Here is a 21,972-nt window from a genome sequence, read left to right on the forward strand (position 1 = left end):
CCCGCCCTCGCGGCAACGAAAGCGGGCCTCCCAACTGGATCGGCGGGGCTAGCAGGTCGCCGGGACAGCGCCTTACCAACGTCACCCGGTCGGTTCGATTCCGACTAGCTCCACCAAGTCGGGGCGAAGGCAACCGCCTCCGACCCTAAGTTCAACTTTCCAGGTTGGCCCCCAGAACGTCGACCTTCCTGCGAATATGGCGCTAGAGGTTTGGGGTTACAACCCCCGCGAAGGCCACCTACCCCGCGCAGGCGTAGGAGGGTGGCGATTCCTTTGCGCGCGATGGCGATAAAATCAGCCGCCTCTTCAGCCGCGTGCAATCAGACCACGACGTAAAATCGTCGGCCCTCTGCCCGGGTCGGCTCGTAGTGAATCTCGAGGGTCCCGTCGTCTAAGCGGCGGTAGCTCAGACGACCTTCTCGACCTGGGCGTATTCCAGTTCGACGGGCGTGGCGCGGCCGAAGATCGAGACGGTGACGCGCAGGCGGGCCCGTTCCTCGTCGACCTGCTCGACCGAGCCGTTGAAGCTGGCGAAGGGGCCGTCGGTGACGCGGACGTTCTCGCCGATCTCGAAGCTGATGGTCGGACGCGGACGCTCGACCCCCTCCTCGATGGCGCCGACGATGCGCTGAACTTCCTTTTCGCTGACCGGCATGGGCTTGGAGCCCGAACCCAGAAAGCCGGTCACCTTGGGGGTGTTCTTGATCAGGTGGTAGGCCTCGTCCGACAGCTCCATCTTCACCAGCACATAGCCGGGGAAGAACTTGCGCTCGGCGTTGATCTTGCGGCCGCGGCGGACCTCGACGACATCCTCGGTCGGCACCAGGATTTCCGAGAAGCAGTCCTCCAGCCCCTGGGCCTTGGCCTGGTCGCGGATGTGCTCGGCCACCTTCTTCTCGAAGTTCGAGTAGGCGTGGACGATGTACCACTTGTGGCGGGGATTGGAGACGGGCTTTTCGGCGGCTTCGGCGGGCATCGGCATTATCCGGCAGTAGCGAGTTTGAGCAGCTGGTTGATGGCCCAGGACAGGACCAGGTCGACGCCGAAGAAGAACATCGAAGCCACCAGCACCATGATCAGCACGAACACCGAGGTGATCCAGGTTTCCCGGCGCGTGGTCCAGGAGATCTTGCGACCCTCGGCCTGCACTTCGCGGAAGAACCGGGCGGGATTGAACGGCTTCTTGGGCGCCGCCGGCTTGGCCGGGGCGGCAGCCGCCGGCCCACCAGCCACCACGGCGCTACGCGCGGCGCGGGACTTCATGGCGGCGAGGTCGCTCTTCTTTCTGGCCATCGGACCGGTCGGCTCTTTCTTCACGCATCCGGCCGCGACCATCGCGTCCGGGACACTGTATATAGGGTGGCAGGAGTGGAGGGACTCGAACCCACGACTTTCGGTTTTGGAGACCGACGCTCTACCAGCTGAGCTACACTCCTTCAGCCAATGACCAGAACGCCGGAGGGGAACCCACCAGCGCGCATGGCCATGACCAGAGCCGGGCCGTTTAGCAGGGACGATGGCTTGGAGCAAGGCGGAGAGCGGTGCGTTGTCCATGCCGAAGGAGCCTAGCGCATGGCCGACGACCCCCGCCCGAAAAACCGCGAAGTCGAGAACGAGAACCTGCGTCCCGGAACGGACGGCAAGCCGCCCCGGCCAGCGACCGAGCCGCCCGGTTCAGCGGGCTCGACGCGCAACCAAAAGACCGAAAGCGATCCTGGCTCCGGCGAAAACTAAGGCCGCTGTCAGGCATCCTGGCAGGCCGGCAAGTTGACATTTTGCGCCGCAACATCAAATGACAAGCCGTCGCTAGGCTATCGTCCCTGGGGACGCTTGACCGGCGCGTGGGCGCGCTTCTCGGGATTAACTTGATGACCGACACGGCCACCAGCGACGCGCCCGTCCTCAACGTTGGCAACAACTTTGTCGAGACGGTGCTGTGGGTGAAGCACTGGACCGACCGGCTGTTTTCCTTCGCCATCACCCGGCCCGACAGCTTCCGCTTCCGCTCGGGTGAGTTCGTGATGATCGGGCTGCCGGGTGAGACCAAGCCCATCCTGCGCGCCTATTCCATCGCCAGCCCGGCCTTCGCCGAGGAGCTGGAGTTCCTGTCGATCAAGGTCCAGGACGGCCCGCTGACCTCGCGCCTCCAGCATATCCAGGTCGGCGACAAGGTGCTGCTGGGCAAGAAGCCGACCGGCACCCTGGTGTTGGACGCCGTCAAGCCCGGCAAGCGCCTCTTCCTGTTCGGCACCGGCACGGGCCTGGCGCCCTTCCTGAGCGTCGCCCGCGACCCCGACGCCTACAGCCGCTTCGAGCAGGTCATCGTCTGTCATGGCGTGCGCCAAGTGAACGAGCTGGCCTATCGCGAGCTCTTCACCCAGGACATTTTCGAAGACCCGCTGGTCGGCGAGGAGGCCGCCAAGCAGCTGGTCTATTATCCGACCGTCACCCGCGAGCCCTTCCACAACCAGGGCCGGCTGACCGACCTGATCGCCAGCGGCAAGCTGTTCGCCGATCTGGGCCTCGACCAGGTCAAGTTCGATCCGGAGGTCGACCGCGCCATGCTGTGCGGCTCGATGGAGATGATCAAGGACATGGCCGCGGTGCTGGAAAGCCAGGGCATGACCGAGGGCTCCAACGCCGATCCGGGCGCCTATGTCCTGGAACGGGCCTTTGTCGGCTAGCACGCCGCGCCTGAAGGGCCTCACCGTCGAAGAGGCGCGCGCCCGCATGCTGGCCGCCGTCACGCCCCTCCCCGCCGAGAGCATCGCCCTGGCCGAAGCCGACGGCCGGGTCCTGGCCCAGCCGGTCATCGCCCATCGCGACCAGCCGCCCTTCGACGCCTCGGCCATGGACGGCTGGGCCGTCCGCCGCGCTGACCTGGCCGCCGAGACCACCCTGCGCATCGTCGGCGAGAGCGCCGCCGGCCATGGCTATGTCCAGCCCCTCAAGGCCGGCGAGGCGGTGCGCATCTTCACCGGCGCTCCGATCCCGGCCGGCGCCGACCTGGTGGTCATCCAGGAAGAGGCGGTGCGCGAGGGCGAGACCGTGCGCCTGGGCCCCGCCGGCCAGCCCAACCATGTGCGGCCGCGCGGCGGCGATTTCCATACCGGCGAGACCCTGCTGGCCGCCGGCGTCAAGCTCGACCCCTGGCGCCTCTCCCTGGCCGCCGCCGCCGGCCAGGCGGCCCTCAGCGTGGCGCGCCGACCGCGCATCGTCCTGCTGGCCACCGGCGAGGAGCTGGCCCAGCCCGGCGACACCCCCGGCCCCTTCCAGATCTTCGAATCCGGCGGGGTGGGCCTGGCCGCCATGATCCGGCGCTGGGGCGGCGAGCCGCACCGACTGGCCGCCACGGGCGACGACATCGCCGCCATCGCCGACGCCGTGCGCGAGGTTCAGGCCGACCTGATCGTCACCGTCGGCGGCGCCTCGGTGGGCGACCACGACCTGGTCAAGCCGGCCCTGGAGACCCTGGGCCTGACCCTGGCGGTCGAGACCATCAACATCCGCCCCGGCAAGCCGACCTGGTTCGGAACCCTGGGCGCCAAAACACCAGGAGGGGGCCGGCGGGTCCTGGGCCTGCCCGGCAACCCCGCCTCGGCCTTCGTCTGCGCCGAGCTGTTCCTGAAGTCCCTGGTCCTGGCGATGCTGGGCGCCGATCCCGCGCCGCGCCTCGAACTCATCGCCCTGGCCCAGTCCCTCCCCGCCAATGGTCCCCGCGAACACTGGGCCCGCGCCCGGATCACGCCCGGGGGGGTCCGCGCCTTCGCCGACCAGGACAGTTCGCTGGTCACGGTGTTCGCCCAGGCCGATGCGCTGCTGCGCCGTGCGGCCAATGCGCCGGCGGCGGGCGAAGGGGAGTTGGTGGAAATCCTGCGGCTGGAGCGGGGCTAACTTTTCGGGGGTTTATTTGCGCCGCAGCACCAACTCGGCTCGCCCGGCTCCCGAAGCGGTCGCGAACACCTTGTTCCCCTCGATCTTCGCCTCGCACCCCGACGCCTCAAGCTCAAACCCGCGCGGAAACTGCACCGCCGCCACGTAAACCTCCGTAGGCTGAGCAATCGACGGATCGGCGTCCCAGGTCAGCCGGAATTCCCCGGTCGCCCGATCGAACTTCACCTCCACCAGCCGCCCCTGCACCGCCTGCGCATACGGCCGGCAGAAGCCCGCCAGCGCCCGCGCCCCGTCCTTGCCCTGCTCGACCTGGTCGGCGGAGTAGATCGACAGGTCCTCCTGGTTCCAGCGGTCGCCGATCCGCAGATCGTTGCCGTTGGAGGCGGTGTAGTTCCACTGGGTCGAATGGATCTGCAGCTGATCCAGCGCATCGTACATGGCGCTGAGCGCCGCCTCGTGCTTGGCCCAGATGCCGTCCCGCTCGCCGCGGTCCCAGGCCTGGTAGGCCTCGGCGTGATCCAGGTCGTAGGGGATGCCGAACTCGCCGATCAGGGTCGGGGCGCCGCCGTTCATCTCGGTCGATTCCTGGCGGAAATGGTTCATCTGCCGCACGTAGCGGGCCGAGGTCACCGCCGGGTCGGTCGAGGCGTCGTAGTCCTTCGAATGCAGCAGGCGGCTGTCGTACCAGTGGCTGGCGTTGACGGTGTTCTCCGGCAGCGCCTTGGGGAAGGTGCGGCCGACGATGCTGGCATAGGGGTCCATCTCGGCGAACAGCGCCCAGCCCGGGTTGCGGGCCCGCAAGGTCGCCGCCACCTTGGCGAAGAAGGGCGCATAGGCGTCTTCGGTAATGTCGACCGCCTGGAAGGCTTCCTCGTTTTCCCAGACCCCGGCCGCCTGGAACGGGCAGTCGCGACCGTCCGCCCAGGCCCGCACACCCTTCGCGTTCAGCGTCCGCTCGCCGACCACGGCGGCCTTGCCGTCCTCGCCCCGGCCGATCAGCGGCACGGTGACGCTCTGTCCACTGAGCATCTTCAGCCCATCCAGCGGCGACAGGGCCGGCCCCTGCGGCGGGGGCAGCGGGTTGATGGCGTCGCGCTCGAGATGGCGGCGGGTCAGGGGCAGGCCGACCCAGCCTGTGCCGGGCTCGTTGAGGCTGTCGAAGCCGATGACGTTGGAAAGGCCCGCCACCCGCTCGGCCACCGCGTCCATGGCCCCCAGGTAGCAGCCCTGCAGATGGTCCTGGATATTGACCCCATCGATCTCGAATTCCGGGGTGAAGGTCCGCCCGCCCCAGAACAGGCTCCACATCGCCCCGTTGGCCGGCAGGCGGTAGTTGGAGCTCCAGACCATGGTCGGATAGCTGGCCTGCCGCCCCGTCGGATCGCCGTAGTCGTAGGCGTTCTGCATGACGATGGCCGTCTCGCTGGCGTGGAAGCGGCCAAAATCCAGCCCCACCGCCTCGAAGGTCCAGCCCGGCGCCCCATCGCCCCCGCTCATCCGCGCCCAGACGTCCTGGTGGAAGTCGATGAAGACGGCCAGGCCATGCTCGCCGGCCTTGCGGACGACCGCGGCGAAATAGTCGAGATAGGCTTCGTCATACTGACCCGGCCCGGCGTGCTCGACCGCCTCCCAGACGGTCAGCAGCCGCAGGGTGTTGAACCCCCAGCCCTTGATCCGCGCCAGATGGGCGTCGGCCTCGTCCAGCGGGAAGGGCCGGCCGATGAAGGACACGGTCCGGTGGTCGGAGAAGTCGCTGGGGTTCTCGGTGCCGCCGCCCGGCCAGGGCACCTTGCAGTCGCCGCCCAGATTGACGCCGCGCAGGGTCATCTGGCGGCCGTGGCGGTCGAGGAAATAGGGTCCGGAGACGCGGATGTCGGGCTGGGTCATGCCACCAGCCTAGCCGCCAAAAGCCCGCCTCCGCCACCCCGTTAAGCTTAGGGCGATCTTCACCTCATTCTGATGATGTGCGGCGCGATGACACAGCCCGCCGCGCCCCGAACCACCCGTGAAGCCATGAAGCTGGATGGCTTCATCCGCCATTATCGCGGCATGGCCATCGTCCGGTTCGGCATGGTGGCCGGCATCGTCGCCATCCTGAGCCGGGTCGCCAGCCCGGCCTATGTCGCCTGGTTCGGGGTGCTGCACGCCTCGCTTTATGGCGTGCTGATGTGGGCGGTGGCCGTCGCGGCCCGCGACCCGGACGCCGCCCGGGCGCTGAAGACCCTGACGGTGCGCACCGGCCTGATCGTGGCGCTGATCTCGATCCATGCCTGCTGGATGGCGCTGGACGTCCGCATCCACACCACCAGCGGGGCGGTCAGGATGGAGGCCGGCCTGCTGCTGATCGGGGTGCTGATGTTCACCGCCCTGCAGGTGCATATGAGCCGGCTGAACTACCTGGCCGCCATTGCCCCCTCGATCGTCTCGATGCTGTGGATCGGCATCGACAGCCGGTTCCAGGGCCCGGGACATGGCCTGGTCGGCGCCCTGCTGATCTTCGTCATCGCCGTGGTCGCCGCCACCCTGCGCCAGCAGTCCACCGACCGCACCCTCTCCGACGTGCGCATGGCGCTGGAGGAGAAGAACCAGGAACTGACCGAGATGGTGGCGGAGGCGCAGGCCGCCCGCGCCGCCGCCGAGGCCGCCAACCGCGCCAAGTCCGACTTCCTGGCCGTGACCAGCCACGAGATCCGCACCCCGCTCAACGCCGTGCTGGGCCTGGCCGAGGCCCTGCGCCGCGAGACGCTCAGCGGCCGCCAGCGCGATCTGACCGAGGGCATCCATGAGGCCGGGGCCCTGCTGACCCGCCTGCTCAACGCCGTGCTCGACATCTCGCGGATCGAGGCCGGCAAGATGACCCTGGCCGCCGCCCCCTTCGATGTGCGGCGGATGGCTGAGACCCTGGTCAAGGTCTGGACGCCCCGGGCCAGCGAGCGCGGCATCCTGCTGGTGCTGGACCTTTCCGACCTGCCCGAGCCCTGCGTGGTGCGGGCCGACGGCGGCAAGATCGAGCAGGCCCTGGTCAACCTGGTCTCCAACGCCGTCAAGTTCAGCCCGGCCGACAGCGAGATCGCCATCACCCTGGCGGGGCGCGAAACCGAGGCGGGCCTGGCCCTCGACATCAGTGTCGCCGACCAGGGACCCGGCGTCTCCGCCGAGGACCGCGAGCGGATTTTCGAGGCCTATGAGCAGACCGACCTGGGCCGCGGCTCCGGCGGGGCGGGCCTGGGCCTGGCCATCTGCGCGGGCAACCTCTCCCTGATGGGCGGGGCCATTTCGGTTGGCGAGGCGCCCGGCGGCGGGGCCCTGTTCGGCTTCAGCTTCGAGGCCCCGATCGCCCAGGCCGAGACGACGGCCGACGCCGCCGACAGCGAACTCGACCTGCAGGAAGGCCGGCCCCTTCGGGTGCTGGCCGCCGAGGACAACGCCGCCAACCGCCATGTGCTGCGCGCCCTGCTGGAGCCGCTGCCGATCGAACTGGTGCTGACCGAGGACGGGGCCCAGGCCCTGGAGGCCATGGCCGCCGGCGTCTTCGACCTGGTGCTGATGGACGCCAACATGCCGGTGATGGACGGCCTGACCGCGCTGAAGGCCATCCGCGCCAGGGGTGGGCTCACGGCCGCCACGCCGGTCTGGATGCTGACCGCCAACGTCTTCGAGGAAGACGTCGCCCGCTACCGCGCCGCCGGCGCCGACGGGGTGCTGAGGAAGCCCATCGACCTGGACGAACTGTTCGGCGCGATCCGGGCGGCGGCGAACCGGGCCGAGACCCGTGAGGTCGAGGCGGCTTAGAGCTGATCGACGTTCATCGGTCTCAGAGATCTAAGCTCCCACCTAAATTCCGTCCTGGCCGGCCGGAGTGCCGGCCACCCATAGACTCGGTGCGTCAAGGCGCCCTCGGACAGGCCCGCGGCCAACCATCATTGCCGGTGTCTATGGGTCGCCGGGACAAGCCCGGCGATGACGGTTGAAGGGTGGTTTGGAGCCTTCGGCGTCTGAAAGTCGAGGCGGCTTAGAGCGTCCTCACACCGTCCGCCGTTCGAAGTCGGCGATCCAGTTGACCTCCCAGGTTACCCCGCCATCGGCGGAGAAGGCCTGTTCGAGATGGAAGGACTTGGCCCCCACATCCGAAAAAATGAACCGGACCAGGATGGCCCGGCCGGCCAGGGTTTCCCGGTCGTAGAACAGGCCGCGTCCGTTGCTGAACGCCCCGATCATCGGCTGGCCCAGGTCGCCGTCGGCGGCGTTGGCCCAGCGGATCGACCACTGGCCGGTGGCCGGGTCATAGGTCCGCAGGCTGAGCCCCTGGATGCGGCCGGCGGGGCCCTCGACGTTCAGTTCGCCCAGGTTGGCCTTGCCGCTCCAGACCGGCCGGACGATGGAATCGCCGTCATACTCGACCCAGTCGGTCGATCCGGTGAGCGGGCGCAGGCGCCGGGCGATATGGGCGCGCCAGTCGCCGAACTCGAAGTCGAAGTCATGGCTGTGATCGGCGACCGCCGGCGCGGTGACGGGCGGGGGCCGCTCCGCCGCCGGGGCCGGGGCGCCGGTCAGGATGACGGCCGCGGCAAGCGCCAGGGCGATGCGTCGGGCGGGCGGAGGCATGGGCATGTCCTATGAATCGATGGAAAGCGGCGTCAGGGCGTCGATGAAGCCCGGCGGCGGGCTGGTCAGGATGACCTGGTAGTCTTCCAGCAGGGGCAGCAGCTGGGGTTCGAGCTCGCCGCTCCAGACAGGGTGGGTGTCGAAGGCCGCCTTCAGCCGCTGTCGCGCCTCCAGGCTGGGGAAGCTGCGCAGCCAGACGAAGACGTTCTCGTCTTCCAGGTCGACGAAGGGACCCACGACGCCCATGCCCAGGCTCCGCAGCAGCGGGCCGGTGCGGGCGGTGAACAGGTCCAGGAACGGCTGTCGGAACCCGGGCTTGATCCGGTATGTTCGAATTTCCACGATCATCGCCGTCTCCCGGGCCGCACGCCTCTCCTAGGCGGCGCCCCGGGGCGGCGCCAGAAGGCACCTTCAGGTAACGATGCCCGCCATCCGCAGACGCAATCCCATCAGTGACTGTCCCCTCACCGCCGCCCTGGCCGCGGTGGGCGGCAAATGGAAGCTGATCATCATCTACTGGCTGGCGGACGGGCGGCGGCACTTCGCCGGCCTGCGCCAGGAGATGTCCTCCATCTCCGCCAAGGTGCTGACCCAGCAGCTGAACGAACTCCTGGCCGACGATATCGTCCGCCGCGACGAGACCGGCCCGGCCCCCGCCCCGGTCTATTACGCCTTGACCGACTATGGCCGCTCGCTGCTGCCGCTGGTCGAGACGGTGCGGACCTGGGGACGGGGCCATATCGAGCGCTTCGAGGCCTGAAAGACGGAACCGGTCTTGACTCGGCAGTGTTTCACGTGGAACAAAAGCGGAACATAAAGAGGATGTGAGACAATGCCGGTGTCGCCCCCCGTGCGACTTGCGGCCATGCGGGCCCAGATCGCCGCTCTGGAAGCGGGGACTCGGACTCCAACCTCCATCCTGGCTTTCGGTGATTCCCGCATCGACGACTGCCTGGCCGGCGGCGGCCTGCCGCTGGGGCGCTGGCATGAGTTGGTCGGCGAGGGGCTGGAGATCGAGACCGCCATCGCTCCGGCCGCCGTCGCCGCCCTGATGGCCCGGCCGCTGGCGGCGAAGGGCGCGGCGCTCTGGGTGTTCCGGCGCGGCGACCTGCATGCGCCGGGCCTGCAGGGACTGGGCTTCGCGGCCCAGGCCCTGATCCAGGTCCAGGCCCGGGACGACGCCGAGGCCCTGGCGGTGATGGAGGACGCCCTGGGGACCCAGGGGGTATCGGCGGTGCTGGGCGAGGTCGACGCCATCGACCTGACCGCCGGGCGCCGCCTGCAGCTGGCCTGCGAGAAGCGGGGCGGAACCGGCTTTCTCATCCGCCGCCGGCCCTATGGCTCGATGGCCGGGCGAACCACCCAGGAAGGCGGCTCGGCGGCGGCCAGCCGCTGGCGGATCGCCCCGGCCCCCAGCCGCTCGCCGGACGAGGCGCTGGGCCTGCTGGGCCCGCCCTGCTGGCGGGTGGAACTGGAACGCAGCCGGGGCGGGCGGCCCGGCGCATGGATCTTGGAACAGGACGAAAGCCATGGCCCGCATGCTCTCCGTGTGGTCGCCGACCTGGCCGGTGGCGACCTGGCGGCGGCGGAACCCGTGCGTCGCGCCGGTTGAGGTCTTTCCGACCCCGTTCGCCCTGCTGACTACCGAACGGGCCGTGCGGCGGCTCTATGCGGTCGACGCCGGGGCGGCGGCCCTGGGTCTGTATCCCGGCCAGAAGGCCACGGACGCCGGGGCCCTCTGCCCGGAGCTGGTCACAGCCGAGGCCGACCCGGAGGGCGACCTGGAAGCCTTGCAGGCCCTGGCCGACTGGTGCGTGCGCTTCTCGCCGGCCGTGGCGGTCGACGCCCCCGACGGCCTGATCCTGGACATCACCGGCGTCTCGCACCTGTGGCAGGGCGAGGCGGCGATGCTGGACGACCTGCTGGCCCGGCTGGCGGCCAATGGCGTCCCGGCCCGGGGCGCCATCGCCGACACCGCCGGGGCGGCCTGGGCCCTGGCCCGCTATGGCCCGGACCGGACCATCGCCCCGGTCGGCGGCCAGCTGCCGCTGCTGGCCGGCCTGCCCATCGCGGGGCTGCGGCTGGACGAGACCGCCGCCGCCCAGCTGCCGCGGCTGGGCCTGACCCGCATCGGCCGGCTGATCGACCTGCCGCGCGGCCAGTTGGCCCGGCGGTTCGGCGCTCATGTCATGCTGCGGCTGGACCAGGCCCTGGGCCAGGCCGAGGAGGCCCTGACCTATCGCCGCCCGCCCAGCCCCTGGTGGGGCCGCGTCGCCTTCGCCGAGCCGATCAGCGTGCTGGACGACCTGGTCCGCGCCGCCCAGGACGTGGCCGAAAAGCTCTGCGCCCGGATGGCGCTGGAGGGCCAGGGCGCCCGGCGCTTCGTCTTCACCTACCACCGGCTGGACGGCGCGGCGCCGGCGCAGGAGGTGCGGCTCTCGCTGGCCGGACGCGACACCAAACGCCTGGTCAAGCTGCTGGCCCCCAAGCTGGAGGCCATCGACCCCGGCTTCGGCATCGAGGTGGTGACGCTGACCGCCCATGAGGTCGAGCCGCTCTCCGGCCGCCAGGGCCAGCTGGAAGGGGCCAAAAACGGATATGGGGCCGCCGCCCGCGAGGAGACCCTGGCCCCCCTGGTCGACCGTCTGACCAACCGCCTGGGCGAGAACCGGGTCTGGCGGGCCGAGCCCCGGGCCAGCCATGTGCCCGAACAGGCCGTGGCGACGCGGCCGGCCCTCAGCGTCGTTAGTGGGACGGCCTGGGACCCCGACCGCCCCCGGCCACTGCGGCTGTTCCGCCGGCCCGAACCGATCACCGTCATCGCCAAGCTGCCCGACGACCCGCCCCGCACCTTCACCTGGCGTGGCCGCCCCCACCGGGTCAGCCGGGCCGAGGGGCCCGAGCGCATCGCCGAGGAATGGTGGGGCCGGCCCATCGGCGAGGTCACCCCGATGGCCCTGCGCGACTATTACCGCGTCGAGGACGAGGCCGGCGGCCGCTACTGGCTGTTCCGCGAGGGCCTCTATGTCGACGGCGAGCCGATGCCCCGCTGGTGGCTGCACGGGTTGTTCGCATGATCAGCTTTTATCTTGAACCCTTCCTCCTCGATGGAGGAAGGGCAGGGTTGGTGGTGTGCGCTCGGAGCCTGGGTGAAAAACTCAGGGTGGCGTGGTCGCCCCCCCGCGTTCTTCCGGAAGCGCTTTGCCACCACCACCATCCCCGCCCTTCCTCCATCGAGGAGGAAGGGAGAAACAAGAGATGTGGCGGGCCTACTTCATGACCGCCTACGCCGAACTCCAGGCCACCTCCAACTACAGCTTCCTGCGCGGCGGCTCGCATCCGGGCGAGCTGGTGCTGGGGGCGCAGGCGCTGGGGCTGAAGGCCATCGGCATCGCCGACCGCAACACCCTGGCCGGGGTGGTGCGGGCCTGGACCGAGGCCAAGGGCAAGACCATCCGCGCCCTGACCGGCGCGCGCCTGGACTTCGCCGAGCCCTTCCCCAGCCTGATCTGCTACCCCACCGACCGCGCCGCCTATGGCCGGCTGAGCCGGTTGCTGACCCTGGGCCAGCGGCGGGCCGAGAAGGGCGAATGCCACCTGTTTTGGCGCGACTTTCTCGAGCATGCGCAGGGGCAGGTGGCGCTGGTGGTCCCTCCGGCCCGGCTGGACGAGGCCTTCGAGCAGGACCTGACCCGCCTCGCCGGGGAGCTCACTGGCAAGGTCTGGCTGGCGGCCTCGCGCGGCTATGGCCCGACCGATCTGCGGCGGCTGTCCCGGCTGGACGCCCTGGCCCGCTCCAGCGGCGCGCCGATGTGCGCGGTGGGCGATGTCCTCTATCATGGCCCCGAGCGGCGGCCCCTGCAGGACGTGCTGACCTGCATCCGCGAGGGCTGCACGATCACCCAGGCGGGCCTGCGGCTGGAGGCCAATGCCGAACGCTGCCTGAAGAGCCCGCAGGAGATGGCCCGGCTGTTCAAGCCCTGGCCGGCGGCGCTGGACGTCAGCCTGGAAATCGCCGACCGCATCGGCTTCGACCTTGGCCAGCTCTCCTACCAGTATCCCGACGAGCCGGTGCCCGAGGGTTGGACGGCCATGGCCTGGCTGACCCACCTGACCTGGGAGGGGGCCAGATGGCGCTATCCGGACGGCATCCGCGAGGACGTGCGCCAGACCATCCTCAGCGAACTGAGCCTGATCGAGGAGCTGGACTATCCCCACTACTTCCTGACCGTGCACGACATCGTCCGCTGGGCCCGCCAGCAGCAGATCCTCTGCCAGGGCCGGGGTTCGGCGGCCAATTCGGTGGTCTGTTTCTGCCTGGGCGTGACGGCGGTCGATCCGACCAAGCCCGACCAGGACCTGCTGTTCGCCCGGTTCCTCTCCAAGGAGCGGGACGAGCCGCCCGACATCGACGTCGACTTCGAGCATGAGCGGCGCGAGGAGGTGATGCAGTATGTCTATCAGCGCTATGGCCGCGACCGGGCCGCCATCTGCGCCACGGTCATCCACTACCGCCCCCGCAGCGCCATCCGCGACGTCGGCAAGGCTCTGGGCCTGACCGAGGACATCACCGCCGCCCTGGCCGGCACCGTCTGGGGCAGCTGGGGCTCCAGCATGCCCGGCGAGCAGATCCGCCAGGCGGGGCTGGATCCCGACAACCCGCAGATCAAGCAGGCCGTCACCCTGGCCGAGGAGATCATGGGCTTTCCCCGCCACCTGTCGCAGCATGTCGGCGGCTATGTGCTGACCCAGACCCGGCTGGACGAGACCGTACCGATCGGCAACGCCGCCATGGCCGACCGCACCTTCATCGAATGGGACAAGGACGACATCGACTCGGTCGGGCTGATGAAGGTCGATATCCTGGCCCTGGGCATGCTGAGCTGCATCAAGCGGGCCCTGAACCTGCTGAAGGACCGGCATGGCCTGCACTACCCCGACATCGCCGACATCCCCCAGGAATGCCCCGCCGTCTACGAGATGCTGGGCCGGGCCGATTCCGTCGGGGTGTTCCAGGTCGAGAGCCGGGCCCAGATGTCGATGCTGCCCCGGCTGAGGCCCAGGAAGTTCTACGACCTGGTCATCGAGGTGGCCATCGTGCGGCCAGGGCCCATCCAGGGCGACATGGTCCATCCCTATCTCAAGCGCCGCAACGGGCTGGAGCCGGTCGATTTCCCCAAGCCCTCGCCCGAGCACGGACCGCCGGACGAACTGAGGAACGTGCTGGGCAAGACCTTCGGCGTGCCGCTGTTCCAGGAACAGGCCATGCGGCTGGCCATCGAGGCCGCCAAGTTCAGCCCCGAGGAAGCCAACGGCCTGCGCCGGGCCATGGCCACCTTCCGCAATGACGGCACGCTATGGACCTACCGGGAAAAGTTCGTCCAGGGCATGACCCGGCGCGGCTATCAGCAGGACTTCGCCGAGCGCTGTTTCAAGCAGATCGAGGGCTTCGGCTCCTACGGCTTCCCCGAGAGCCACGCCATCAGCTTCGCCATCCTGGTCTATGTCTCGGCCTGGCTGAAATGCTGGTGGCCGGACGTGTTCTGCGCGGCCATCGTCAACTCCCTGCCCATGGGCTTCTACCAGCCGGCCCAGCTGGTCCGCGACGCCCGCGACCATGGGGTCGAGGTGCGCGGCCCCGACGTCATGCACAGCGACTGGGACTGCACGCTCGAGGAACCCAGCCAGCCGAAGCCCCGCCAGGGCTGGGAGGCCGGCCAGGTCCTGCCGCCGATCAAGGCCGTCCGGCTGGGCCTGCGGCAGGTCAAGGGGCTGAAGGACAGCGAGGTCGAGGCCCTGATGTGGGCGCGCAGGCATGGCGCGGCCAGCCTGTCGGACCTGGCCCGGCGCGCGCGCCTCTCACAGCGCAGCCTGGAACTGCTGGCCGAGGCCGACGCCTTCCGCTCGCTGGGCCTGGACCGCCGGGCGGCGCTGTGGGCGGTCAAGGGCATGGTCGGCGAGGGCCGCATCGAGCGGGACGCGCCGCTGCTGGCGGGCCTCGATGTCTCGGAAAGCCAGCCCAGCCTGCCGGGCATGGGCCTGGCCGAGCATGTGGCCGAGGACTACCGCACCACCAGCCTGTCGCTGAAGGCCCATCCGGTCTCGTTTTTCCGCGGAAAGCTGCAGCGGATGGGCTGCGTGCCCTGCGACGCCCTGGCCGGCATGCGCGACGGCCAGAAGGTCAAGGTCGGCGGGCTGGTGCTGATCCGCCAACGGCCGGGCACCGCCAAGGGCGTGGTCTTCATCACCCTGGAGGACGAGACCGGCCCGGCCAACGCCGTGGTCTGGCAGGACCGCTTCACGGCCAACCGCCGCACGGTGATGAGCGCGTCCTTCCTGGTCGTCCATGGCCGGCTGCAGATCGCCGAGGGGGTGGTCCATGTGGTGGCCGAGAAATTCACCGACCTCAGCGGCGACCTGGTCGAGATGCGCGAGGAGGGCCGCGTCCCCATGCCCAGCCAGGAGATCAAGGACCGGCTGATCAAGAGCCGGGACTTCCACTGAAAGGACGGGGCCATCGCCTATGCAGAGCAGCCGGCTCTGCTCTCTCCTCACCCGTAGGGGGAGGTGTCGCGGAGCGACGGAGGGGGGAGCGCCACCGGCACATCCTCTCAGGCACGCCCCCATCTTCTGCACCGCCAAGTCCGGAAACGAAGTGCCGCGCGTGCTCCCCCCTCCGGCCCTCCGGGCCACCTCCCCCTACGGGTGAGGAGAGCTAAGCGCGCTTCCTCATCTTATGCGATGGCCCTGCACTAAAGGGGGAATCCCCCCAATCAGAAGGCGAACTGGCTGCGCAGGTTGAGGGCCTGATAGTCCTGACCGGCCTGCAGGCCGCCGGCGGTCAGGCGGTCGACCGAGACGTCCAGATAATCGAGCGACAGGCGGACGGTCGGGTTGAGGAACCAGTTCACCCCCAGGCTGGTGATGGACTGCTCGCCGCCGCGCACCCGGTCGGCGGCCAGCAGGGCGGTCTCGTCATGGTTCAGGTCGACCGTCGAATAGCGGGCCGCCAGCTCCCAGGTCCCCCAGCCACCGTTCTTCAGGTTGAAGGGCCTGGTGACCGGCGGGGCGTCGAAGGCGGCCGTCTCGGGGTTGAACTTGCGGGCCTCGCCGGTCAGCACCCAGCCGCCCTCGACATACCAGCCATTGAAGCGGGGATCGGTGACCCCGGCGGCCGGATTGCGGCGCTCGATCCGGTAGTCGAAATATTCCCCCTGGATCAGCACGCCCCCCCACTGGCCGGCGGCCTCCAGCCCCCAGTGGCGCGCGCCGCCGGCGTCTATGGCGCCCGTGGAGGCCAGCTGGCTGCCGTCCACCCGAAGCTCCGGCCGGTCCGACAGGGTGACCGGATAGGGCCCGGCCAGGGCTGTCTGGGCCGGCTGGGCGACGATGGAGGCATTGGCTCCGATCTGGATGCGCCAGTCGGCGCCCTTCAGCGGCGCGCCGGCGACGCGGAAGGTGTAGCCCAGCTGCTCGTCGAACGTGGCCGCATCGGTGGTCTTGGCCCCGGTGACGGCGGCGGCGACCAGCCAGCGGTCGCCGTTGGCCAACAATTGAGCGCCGATCCGCTTGTCGGCCCCGGCGAGACCGCGGGCGATCTCGGCCGAGGACGGCCGCTCGGGGAACAGCGAACCGGTGGTCGAGGCGCCGTCCTCCAGGCCGAGGTTCGGCGGGAAGGCGCCGACCTTCAGCTTGAAGGGCTTGAGGCCTTCGTACTGCAGCCAGAGCTCATGCAGGGTGGTCGAACCGTCCGTGCCCGAACCGCCGAAGTCCAGCAGGATATTGTAACTGAAGTCTCCGAACAGCCGGCCCTCGACGCCCAGGCGGCCCCGGCGGAAGTTGGTGCCGCTGTTGAGATCGCGGCCGATGGTGACGCTGGCCGGCAGATTGTCGTCCTGGAAATACCGCGCCGTATCCAGCTGCATCACCCCACGGATCGAGGCGGTGAACTGCCCGTCCCCGGTCGCCAGCGTCGGGCGGCCGTTCTTCAGGGTGGCCTTGACCGCCGAAGGGTCGGCGGAGGCCGGCGCGGCGGCGGCGGGCGGCGGCTTCTGGAGCTGGCCCTTGAGGTCGTCGATCTGGCCCTTGAGGACCGCCAGCTGCGCTTCCAGCGCCGCGATCCGCGCCTGGGTGTCGCCGGTCTCCTGCGCCCCGGCCGGAACACCGGCCAGCACCGCACAGGTCGCAACGCCTGTCGCCAGCAGGCTTTGCAGGGTCCGCCTCTTCATCCGCCCAATCTCCCCGGAGCCCCGCGCCGGCGTCCGGCGATCAGCAAGCCCGGGCCTCAGGAAGGGATAGAATGGTGAACAATGTCTGGACGCCCAGACGGGCGACAGTAGATAACCTCGCTATTTGAGTTGTCCGCCCGATGCCAGGACTGTGATGACCAATCATCGGCATGGCGCATTTTGTCGCACCCACCGTAAGGCAAATTTTACAGAGACAACACCAGGCTCAAATCGAAGGACACAACACCAACGGCGAGATGGCGCAGCCTGTCCGCCAGAATTCGAGACCCTGAGATGACCCTGGACCGCCTGCGGATCTCCCACAAGATCGCTGTTTGCTTTGCCGTTCTCTGCGCCTTCGTCATCGGCGTGGCGGCGTTGGTGATGATCCAGGAGCGGGTGTCCAAGGACGCCCTGGCCCGGGACGACCGGGACGAGACCATCGTCCAGACCGTGGCCGACGCCAAGTTCCGCCTGGCGCGCCAGGAGAACTCGCTGCGGGGCTTCCTGCTGTCGGGCGACGCCTATTACACCGGCCGCCTGCGCAACACCCACGCGGTCAAATTCGCCAAGGACGCCGCCGACCTGCGCAAGCTGACCGCCGACCAGCCCGGCTACGCCCAGGCCATAGACAAGGTCGAGGCCGCCTACGCCGCCTGGCGGGCCCAGGCCGCCGAGGAGTCCATCCGCCTGGCCCAGGACCCGGCCAGCCACGGCCAGGCCGTGGCCATGGTCGGCCACGACGCCCTGGCCGACGATCTGATGGGATCGGTGGAAGACGCCCTGGACCAGGTGGACGCCCGCGCCAAGGCCGACCGCGCCGCCCACCGCCAGGAGACCGACGCCAAGGTCGCCCTGCTGACCACCGTCGTCCTGGCCAGCGTCGTCTGCGCCGCCGGCCTGGCGATGCTGCTGGGCTGGCTGCTGACCCGCGGCATCGCCACGCCGCTGCGGCTGATGACCTCGGCCATGGCCCGTCTGGCCGAGGGCGATCTGGAGACCGCCGTGGCCGGCGGCGGCCGGCGCGACGAGATCGGGGCCATGGCCCGGGCGGTGCAGGTGTTCAAGGACAACGCCCTGGCGCTGGGCCAGGCCAACCGCGACAGGATCCGCCACGAGGCCGAGACCGCCGAGGAACGCCAGCGCCATGACGCGGCCCGCAAGGCCACCGCCGAGGAACAGCAGTTCGTGGTCACCGCCGTGGCCGGCGGCCTGGCCAGCCTGGCCGCGGGCGACCTGACCTGCCGCCTGACCCAGCCCTTCCCGGGCGAGTACCGCAAGCTGCAGGACGACTTCAACGCCGCCATGGGCCAGCTGCAAGAAGCCATGACGGTTATCGTCGGCAATGCCCGGGGGATGATGGCCGGCAGCGGCGAGATCAGCCGCGCCGCCGACGACTTCTCCCGCCGGGTCGAGCAGCAGGCCGCCACCCTGGAAGAGACCGCCGCGGCCCTGGACGAGATCACCTCCACCGTGCGCCGCACGGCCGACGGGGCCAGCCGCGCCCGCAGCGCCGTGGCGACCACCAGAGGCGACGCCGAGACCAGCGGTCGGGTGGTCAGCGACGCGGTCACGGCCATGAGCGAGATCGAGCAGTCCTCGCAGCAGATCAGCCAGATCATCGGGGTGATCGACGAGATCGCCTTCCAGACCAACCTGCTGGCCCTCAATGCCGGGGTCGAGGCCGCCCGGGCCGGGGAAGCCGGCCGCGGCTTCGCCGTGGTGGCGTCCGAGGTGCGGGCGCTGGCCCAGCGCTCCGCCGACGCGGCCAAGCAGATCAAGGGCCTGATCTCGACCAGCTCGCGCCAGGTCTCGGCCGGGGTCAGCGTCGTCGGCGAGACCGGCGAATCCCTGCGGCGCATCGTCAGCCAGGTGACCGGGATCAGCGATCTGGTCGTCGAGATGGCCGCCGCCATCGAGGAGCAGTCCACGGCCCTGGCCGAGGTCAATTCCGCGGTCAACCAGATGGACCAGACCACCCAGCAGAACGCCGCCATGGTCGAGGAATCGACCGCGGCCAGCCATGGCCTGGCCCAGGAGGCCGACCAGCTGGCCCGCCTGGTCTCGCGCTTCCGCATCGGCGATGCGCCGGCGGCCGCGACGCCGGAACCGGTCCGGACGCCACCCGCTCCAAGGCGGGCCGCCAGCGGAGGGCGCGCGGCGGCGGACTGGCAGGAGTTCTAGAAAAAGGGGCGCGACCTCGTCGGCCGCGCCCCAGTGAACCGTCGCTTCGGGGAGGATCTCAGCGCGGTTGGTAGATCTTGTCGAAGACGCCGCCGTCGTCGAAATGGGTCGCCTGGGCCTTGCGCCAGCCGCCGAAGGTTCCGTCGATGGTGTCCAGCGGGATCTTGGGGAACTGGGCGGCGTATTTGGCTGCCGCCGCTGCGTTGCGCGGGCGGTAGTAGTTCTTGCCGATCAGGTCCTGGGCCAGCGGGCTGTAGAGGAAGTTCAGGTAGCCCTCGGCGATGGTCCGCGTCTTGCGGCGGTCCACCGTGCGGTCGACCAGGGTGACCGGCGGCTCGGCCAGGATCGAGCGCGACGGATAGACGATCTGGAACCTGTCGCGCCCCAGTTCGGCCAGGGCCAGATAGGCCTCGTTCTCCCAGCTGAGCAGCACATCGCCGATGCCCCGTCGGGTGAAGGTGGTGGTCGAGCCCCGCGCCCCGGTGTCGAGCACCGGCACGTTCTTGTAGAGCTGCTGGACGAAAGCCTTGGCCTTGTCCGGGCTGCCGCCGGGCTGCTTGAGGGCCCAAGCCCAGGCCGCCAGATAGGCCCAGCGGGCGCCGCCGGAGGTCTTGGGGTTGGGAGTGATGACTTGGATGCCGGGTTTCACCAGGTCGCCCCAGTCGCGCAGCTTCCAGGGGTTACCCTTGCGGACCAGGAAGACGATGGTCGAGGTGTAGGGCGTGGAGTTGTCCGGCAGCCGCGACTGCCAGTTCGGCGCGATCGACCTGGCCCGGTCGGCGATGGCGTTGATGTCCGCCGCCAGGGCCAGGGTGACCACATCGGCCTGCAGCCCGTCGATCACCGCCCGCGCCTGGGCGCCCGAGCCCCCGTGGCTCTGGTTGATGATCAGGGTCTGGCCGGTGCGCTCCTTCCAGTACTTGATGTAGGCCGGGTTGATCGCCGCATAGAGCTCGCGGGTCGGGTCGTAGCTGACGTTCAACAGGGTGACGGGCTTGGCGGCGGGGGCCGCGGCCAGGGCTTGGTTGCTCAAGGCGAGGCCTCCGAGCGTGGCGGCGCCGGCGCCCAGGATCAGGCCGCGACGCGACGGGGTGAAATCGGTGGTCATGGTGATGGCTTTCCGGATCAGAAGGCGAACTGGCTGCGCAGGTTGAGCGCCTGGTAGTCCTGGCCGGCCTGCAGCCCGCCGGCGGTCAGGCGGTCGACGGAGACGTCGAGCCAGTCGAGCGACAGCCGGACTGAGGGGTTGAGGAACCAGTTCACGCCAAGGGTGGTGATGGTCTGCTCGCCGCCGCGCACCCGGTTGGCGGCCAGGGCCGCGAACGGGTCGGAGTTGAGATCGACCACCGAATAGCGGGCCGCCAGCTCCCAGGTCCCCCAGGTCCCTTCCTTCAGGTTGAAGGGCTTGGTGACCGGCGGGGCGTCGAAGGCCGCCGTCTCGGGATTGAACTTGCGGGTCTCGCCGGTCAGCACCCAGCCGCCCTCGACATACCAGCCGTCGAACGCCGGATCATGGACGCCCGGCGCGGGATTGCGGCGGTCGATCTTGTAGTCGAAATACTCGCCCTGGATCAGCAGGCCCTTCCATTGGCCGGCGGCCTCTAGGCCCCAGTGCCGGGCCCCCGAGGCGTCGATGGCGCCGCTGGAGACCAGCTGGGTCCCATCGACCCGCAGCTCGGGCCGGTCGGTCAGGGTGACGGGATAGGCGCCCAGCAGCGCGGTCTGGGCCGGCTGGGCCACGACCGAGGCGTTGGCCCCGACCTGGATGCGCCAGTCGTAGCCCTTCAGCGGCGTGCCGGCGACGCGGAAGGTGTAGCCCAGCTGCTCGTCGAAGGTGGCCGCATCGGTGGTCTTGGCGCCGGTGACGGCGGCGGCGACCAGCCAGCGGTCGCCGTTGGCCAGAAGCTGGGCCCCGATCCGCTTGTCCGCCCCGGCCAGCGACCGGGCGATCTCGGCCGAGGAGGGCCGTTCGGGGAAGAGCGAACCGCTGGTCGAGGCGGCGTCCTCCAGGCCGAGGTTCGGCGGGAAGGCCCCGACCCTCAGCTTGAAGGGCTTGAAGCCCTCATACTGCAGCCAGAGTTCGTGCAGGGTGGTCGAACCGTCCGTGCCCGAGCCGCCGAAATCCAGCAGGACATTGTAGGAGAAGTCGCCGAACAGCCGGCCTTCGACGCCCAGGCGCCCGCGCCGGAAGTTGGTCCCGCTGTTGAGGTCGCGGCCGGTGGTGACGCTGGCCGGCAGGTTGTCGTCCTGGAAATACTGGGCGGTGTCGAGCTGCATTACCCCGCGGATCGAGGCGGTGAACTGGCCATCGCCGGTGGCGAAGGTCGGCCGGCCGTTCTTCAGGGTGAGGGTGGTCGCCTGCTGGTCGGAGCGCACGGCGGCGATGCCGCTGGCGGCCTGGGTCTTCAGGTCCTCGATCTGGGCCTGCAGAGCCGACAGCTGGGCCTCCAGGAGAGCGATGCGCTGGTCCGCCGTGAGGGACGCGGGGTCCGGCGGCGGCAGGCTGTCCTGGGCGGCCGCGGTCGAGGTCACAGCCTCCTGCGCCCAGGCCGGCGCGCCGATCAGCAGGGGAACGGCCGCGGCGCCCAAGGCCAACAACCGACGCAAGTTTCTGCCGTTCATAGATCGATCCCTCCATCGCCCCGCAGGCGTTGGAAGGATTAATCCATCTAATTCCTATTGGATCAATATGGAAAAGGCGAAGACGGTTTCAAGGAAACTGGGGGCGTTGGGATTGAGTCACCCCAGCCCAACCTCCCCGTCATCCTAGGGCCAATCGACATTCAGCGATGTCGCCAAGCCGGCACTTTGCGGTTTTGGCTCAGCAGACACCCCTCCCCACCACCGTCATCCTAGGCCTTGTTGTTCAGCCCGGGGACATAGCGGACACCTGTTCGGAGACATGGCTGACACTTTTCGATTGGGTCAAGTCGATGGTTGCGACCTGATGGCTTGCGAAGAAGACACCGTAGAGGCCGTCGGTGTTCATGGGCCGTATGGCTAGGCGCTCACCGCAGAAGGCCTTGGGCACGGACCACAGCTGGCCCTGGAAGCTGACGTA

General features: G+C 69.5%; 17 protein-coding genes, 1 tRNA gene and 1 pseudogene. 9 read left to right on the forward strand and 10 right to left on the reverse strand.

The window, feature by feature from the left end; genetic code table 11:
• Positions 1–406: 406 nt before the first annotated feature.
• The 3 genes from nusG to QO010_RS21225 all read right to left on the reverse strand — a co-directional run bounded on the left by nusG (position 407) and on the right by QO010_RS21225 (position 1,436).
• On the reverse strand, positions 407–976 hold the full coding sequence (gene nusG, locus QO010_RS21215) for a transcription termination/antitermination protein NusG (protein ID WP_307352558.1): 570 nt from the start codon (positions 974–976) through the stop codon (positions 407–409).
• 5 nt (positions 977–981) lie between these two features.
• Positions 982–1,293 carry a preprotein translocase subunit SecE gene (gene secE, locus QO010_RS21220; protein ID WP_307352559.1) on the reverse strand — a complete coding sequence of 104 codons (312 nt, stop codon included), beginning with the start codon at positions 1,291–1,293 and terminating at the stop codon, positions 982–984.
• Positions 1,294–1,360: 67 nt separating this feature from the next.
• A tRNA-Trp gene (locus QO010_RS21225) sits at positions 1,361–1,436 on the reverse strand.
• Between the two features lie 136 nt (positions 1,437–1,572).
• Between QO010_RS21225 and QO010_RS21230 the strand changes: the two genes are divergently transcribed.
• The 3 genes from QO010_RS21230 (at position 1,573) to QO010_RS21240 (ending at position 3,894) form a co-directional block, all read left to right on the forward strand.
• The gene (locus QO010_RS21230) at positions 1,573–1,734 is read left to right on the forward strand and encodes a hypothetical protein (protein WP_307352560.1); all 162 of its coding nucleotides are present in this window, start codon (positions 1,573–1,575) and stop codon (positions 1,732–1,734) included.
• Between the two features lie 134 nt (positions 1,735–1,868).
• Positions 1,869–2,684: a ferredoxin--NADP reductase gene (locus QO010_RS21235; RefSeq protein WP_307352561.1), complete on the forward strand. Its 816-nt coding sequence runs from the start codon at positions 1,869–1,871 to the stop codon at positions 2,682–2,684.
• A complete protein-coding gene (locus tag QO010_RS21240) occupies positions 2,656–3,894 on the forward strand; it encodes a molybdopterin molybdotransferase MoeA (RefSeq protein WP_370873831.1) in 1,239 nt (412 codons plus the stop codon). Before QO010_RS21235 ends, QO010_RS21240 begins: the two co-directional genes overlap by 29 nt.
• A gap of 12 nt (positions 3,895–3,906) precedes the next feature.
• Here QO010_RS21240 and QO010_RS21245 read toward each other — a convergent pair whose 3' ends face one another.
• Positions 3,907–5,781: a glycoside hydrolase family 5 protein gene (locus tag QO010_RS21245; RefSeq protein ID WP_307352563.1), complete on the reverse strand. Its 1,875-nt coding sequence runs from the start codon at positions 5,779–5,781 to the stop codon at positions 3,907–3,909.
• Between the two features lie 87 nt (positions 5,782–5,868).
• Here QO010_RS21245 and QO010_RS21250 point away from each other — a divergent pair, with 87 nt between their 5' ends.
• Positions 5,869–7,686 (forward strand): response regulator, encoded by a 1,818-nt coding sequence (locus QO010_RS21250; RefSeq protein ID WP_307352564.1) that lies wholly within the window; start codon positions 5,869–5,871, stop codon positions 7,684–7,686.
• A gap of 231 nt (positions 7,687–7,917) precedes the next feature.
• On the opposite strand, the gene QO010_RS21255 is transcribed toward QO010_RS21250, so the two are convergent.
• Entirely contained in the window at positions 7,918–8,499 is a 582-nt protein-coding gene (locus QO010_RS21255; RefSeq protein WP_307352565.1) for a hypothetical protein, read from the reverse strand.
• 9 nt (positions 8,500–8,508) lie between these two features.
• The gene (locus tag QO010_RS21260; RefSeq protein ID WP_307352566.1) at positions 8,509–8,847 is read right to left on the reverse strand and encodes an NIPSNAP family protein; all 339 of its coding nucleotides are present in this window, start codon (positions 8,845–8,847) and stop codon (positions 8,509–8,511) included.
• A 73-nt stretch (positions 8,848–8,920) separates the two neighbouring features.
• On the opposite strand from QO010_RS21260, the gene QO010_RS21265 reads away from it, so the two are divergent.
• From QO010_RS21265 to QO010_RS21280, 4 genes are all read left to right on the forward strand, one after another.
• On the forward strand, positions 8,921–9,259 hold the full coding sequence (locus tag QO010_RS21265; protein ID WP_307352567.1) for a winged helix-turn-helix transcriptional regulator: 339 nt from the start codon (positions 8,921–8,923) through the stop codon (positions 9,257–9,259).
• 72 nt (positions 9,260–9,331) lie between these two features.
• Positions 9,332–10,111 carry an ImuA family protein gene (locus QO010_RS21270; protein ID WP_307352568.1) on the forward strand — a complete coding sequence of 260 codons (780 nt, stop codon included), beginning with the start codon at positions 9,332–9,334 and terminating at the stop codon, positions 10,109–10,111.
• Positions 10,029–11,576 carry a Y-family DNA polymerase gene (locus QO010_RS21275; protein ID WP_370873833.1) on the forward strand — a complete coding sequence of 516 codons (1,548 nt, stop codon included), beginning with the start codon at positions 10,029–10,031 and terminating at the stop codon, positions 11,574–11,576. The genes QO010_RS21270 and QO010_RS21275 overlap by 83 nt, the downstream gene beginning before the upstream one ends.
• Positions 11,577–11,775: 199 nt before the next feature.
• The gene (locus tag QO010_RS21280; protein ID WP_307352579.1) at positions 11,776–15,003 is read left to right on the forward strand and encodes an error-prone DNA polymerase; all 3,228 of its coding nucleotides are present in this window, start codon (positions 11,776–11,778) and stop codon (positions 15,001–15,003) included.
• A gap of 269 nt (positions 15,004–15,272) precedes the next feature.
• Here QO010_RS21280 and QO010_RS21285 read toward each other — a convergent pair whose 3' ends face one another.
• Positions 15,273–16,727 carry an OprO/OprP family phosphate-selective porin gene (locus tag QO010_RS21285; RefSeq protein WP_307352569.1) on the reverse strand — a complete coding sequence of 485 codons (1,455 nt, stop codon included), beginning with the start codon at positions 16,725–16,727 and terminating at the stop codon, positions 15,273–15,275.
• Positions 16,728–17,021: 294 nt separating this feature from the next.
• Between QO010_RS21285 and QO010_RS21290 the strand changes: the two genes are divergently transcribed.
• On the forward strand, positions 17,022–18,911 hold the full coding sequence (locus tag QO010_RS21290; protein ID WP_307352570.1) for a methyl-accepting chemotaxis protein: 1,890 nt from the start codon (positions 17,022–17,024) through the stop codon (positions 18,909–18,911).
• Positions 18,912–18,969: 58 nt separating this feature from the next.
• Here the strand turns inward: QO010_RS21290 and QO010_RS21295 are convergent, their stop codons facing one another.
• From QO010_RS21295 to QO010_RS21305, 3 genes and pseudogenes are all read right to left on the reverse strand, one after another.
• Positions 18,970–20,019 carry a sulfate ABC transporter substrate-binding protein gene (locus QO010_RS21295; RefSeq protein ID WP_307352571.1) on the reverse strand — a complete coding sequence of 350 codons (1,050 nt, stop codon included), beginning with the start codon at positions 20,017–20,019 and terminating at the stop codon, positions 18,970–18,972.
• A gap of 17 nt (positions 20,020–20,036) precedes the next feature.
• Positions 20,037–21,506 (reverse strand): OprO/OprP family phosphate-selective porin, encoded by a 1,470-nt coding sequence (locus tag QO010_RS21300; RefSeq protein WP_307352572.1) that lies wholly within the window; start codon positions 21,504–21,506, stop codon positions 20,037–20,039.
• Between the two features lie 271 nt (positions 21,507–21,777).
• Positions 21,778–21,972: pseudogene (locus tag QO010_RS21305) on the reverse strand (IS481 family transposase); the annotation flags it as partial.

Origin of the sequence: Caulobacter ginsengisoli (genome assembly GCF_030814835.1) — a bacterium.
GTDB lineage: Bacteria > Pseudomonadota > Alphaproteobacteria > Caulobacterales > Caulobacteraceae > Caulobacter > Caulobacter ginsengisoli.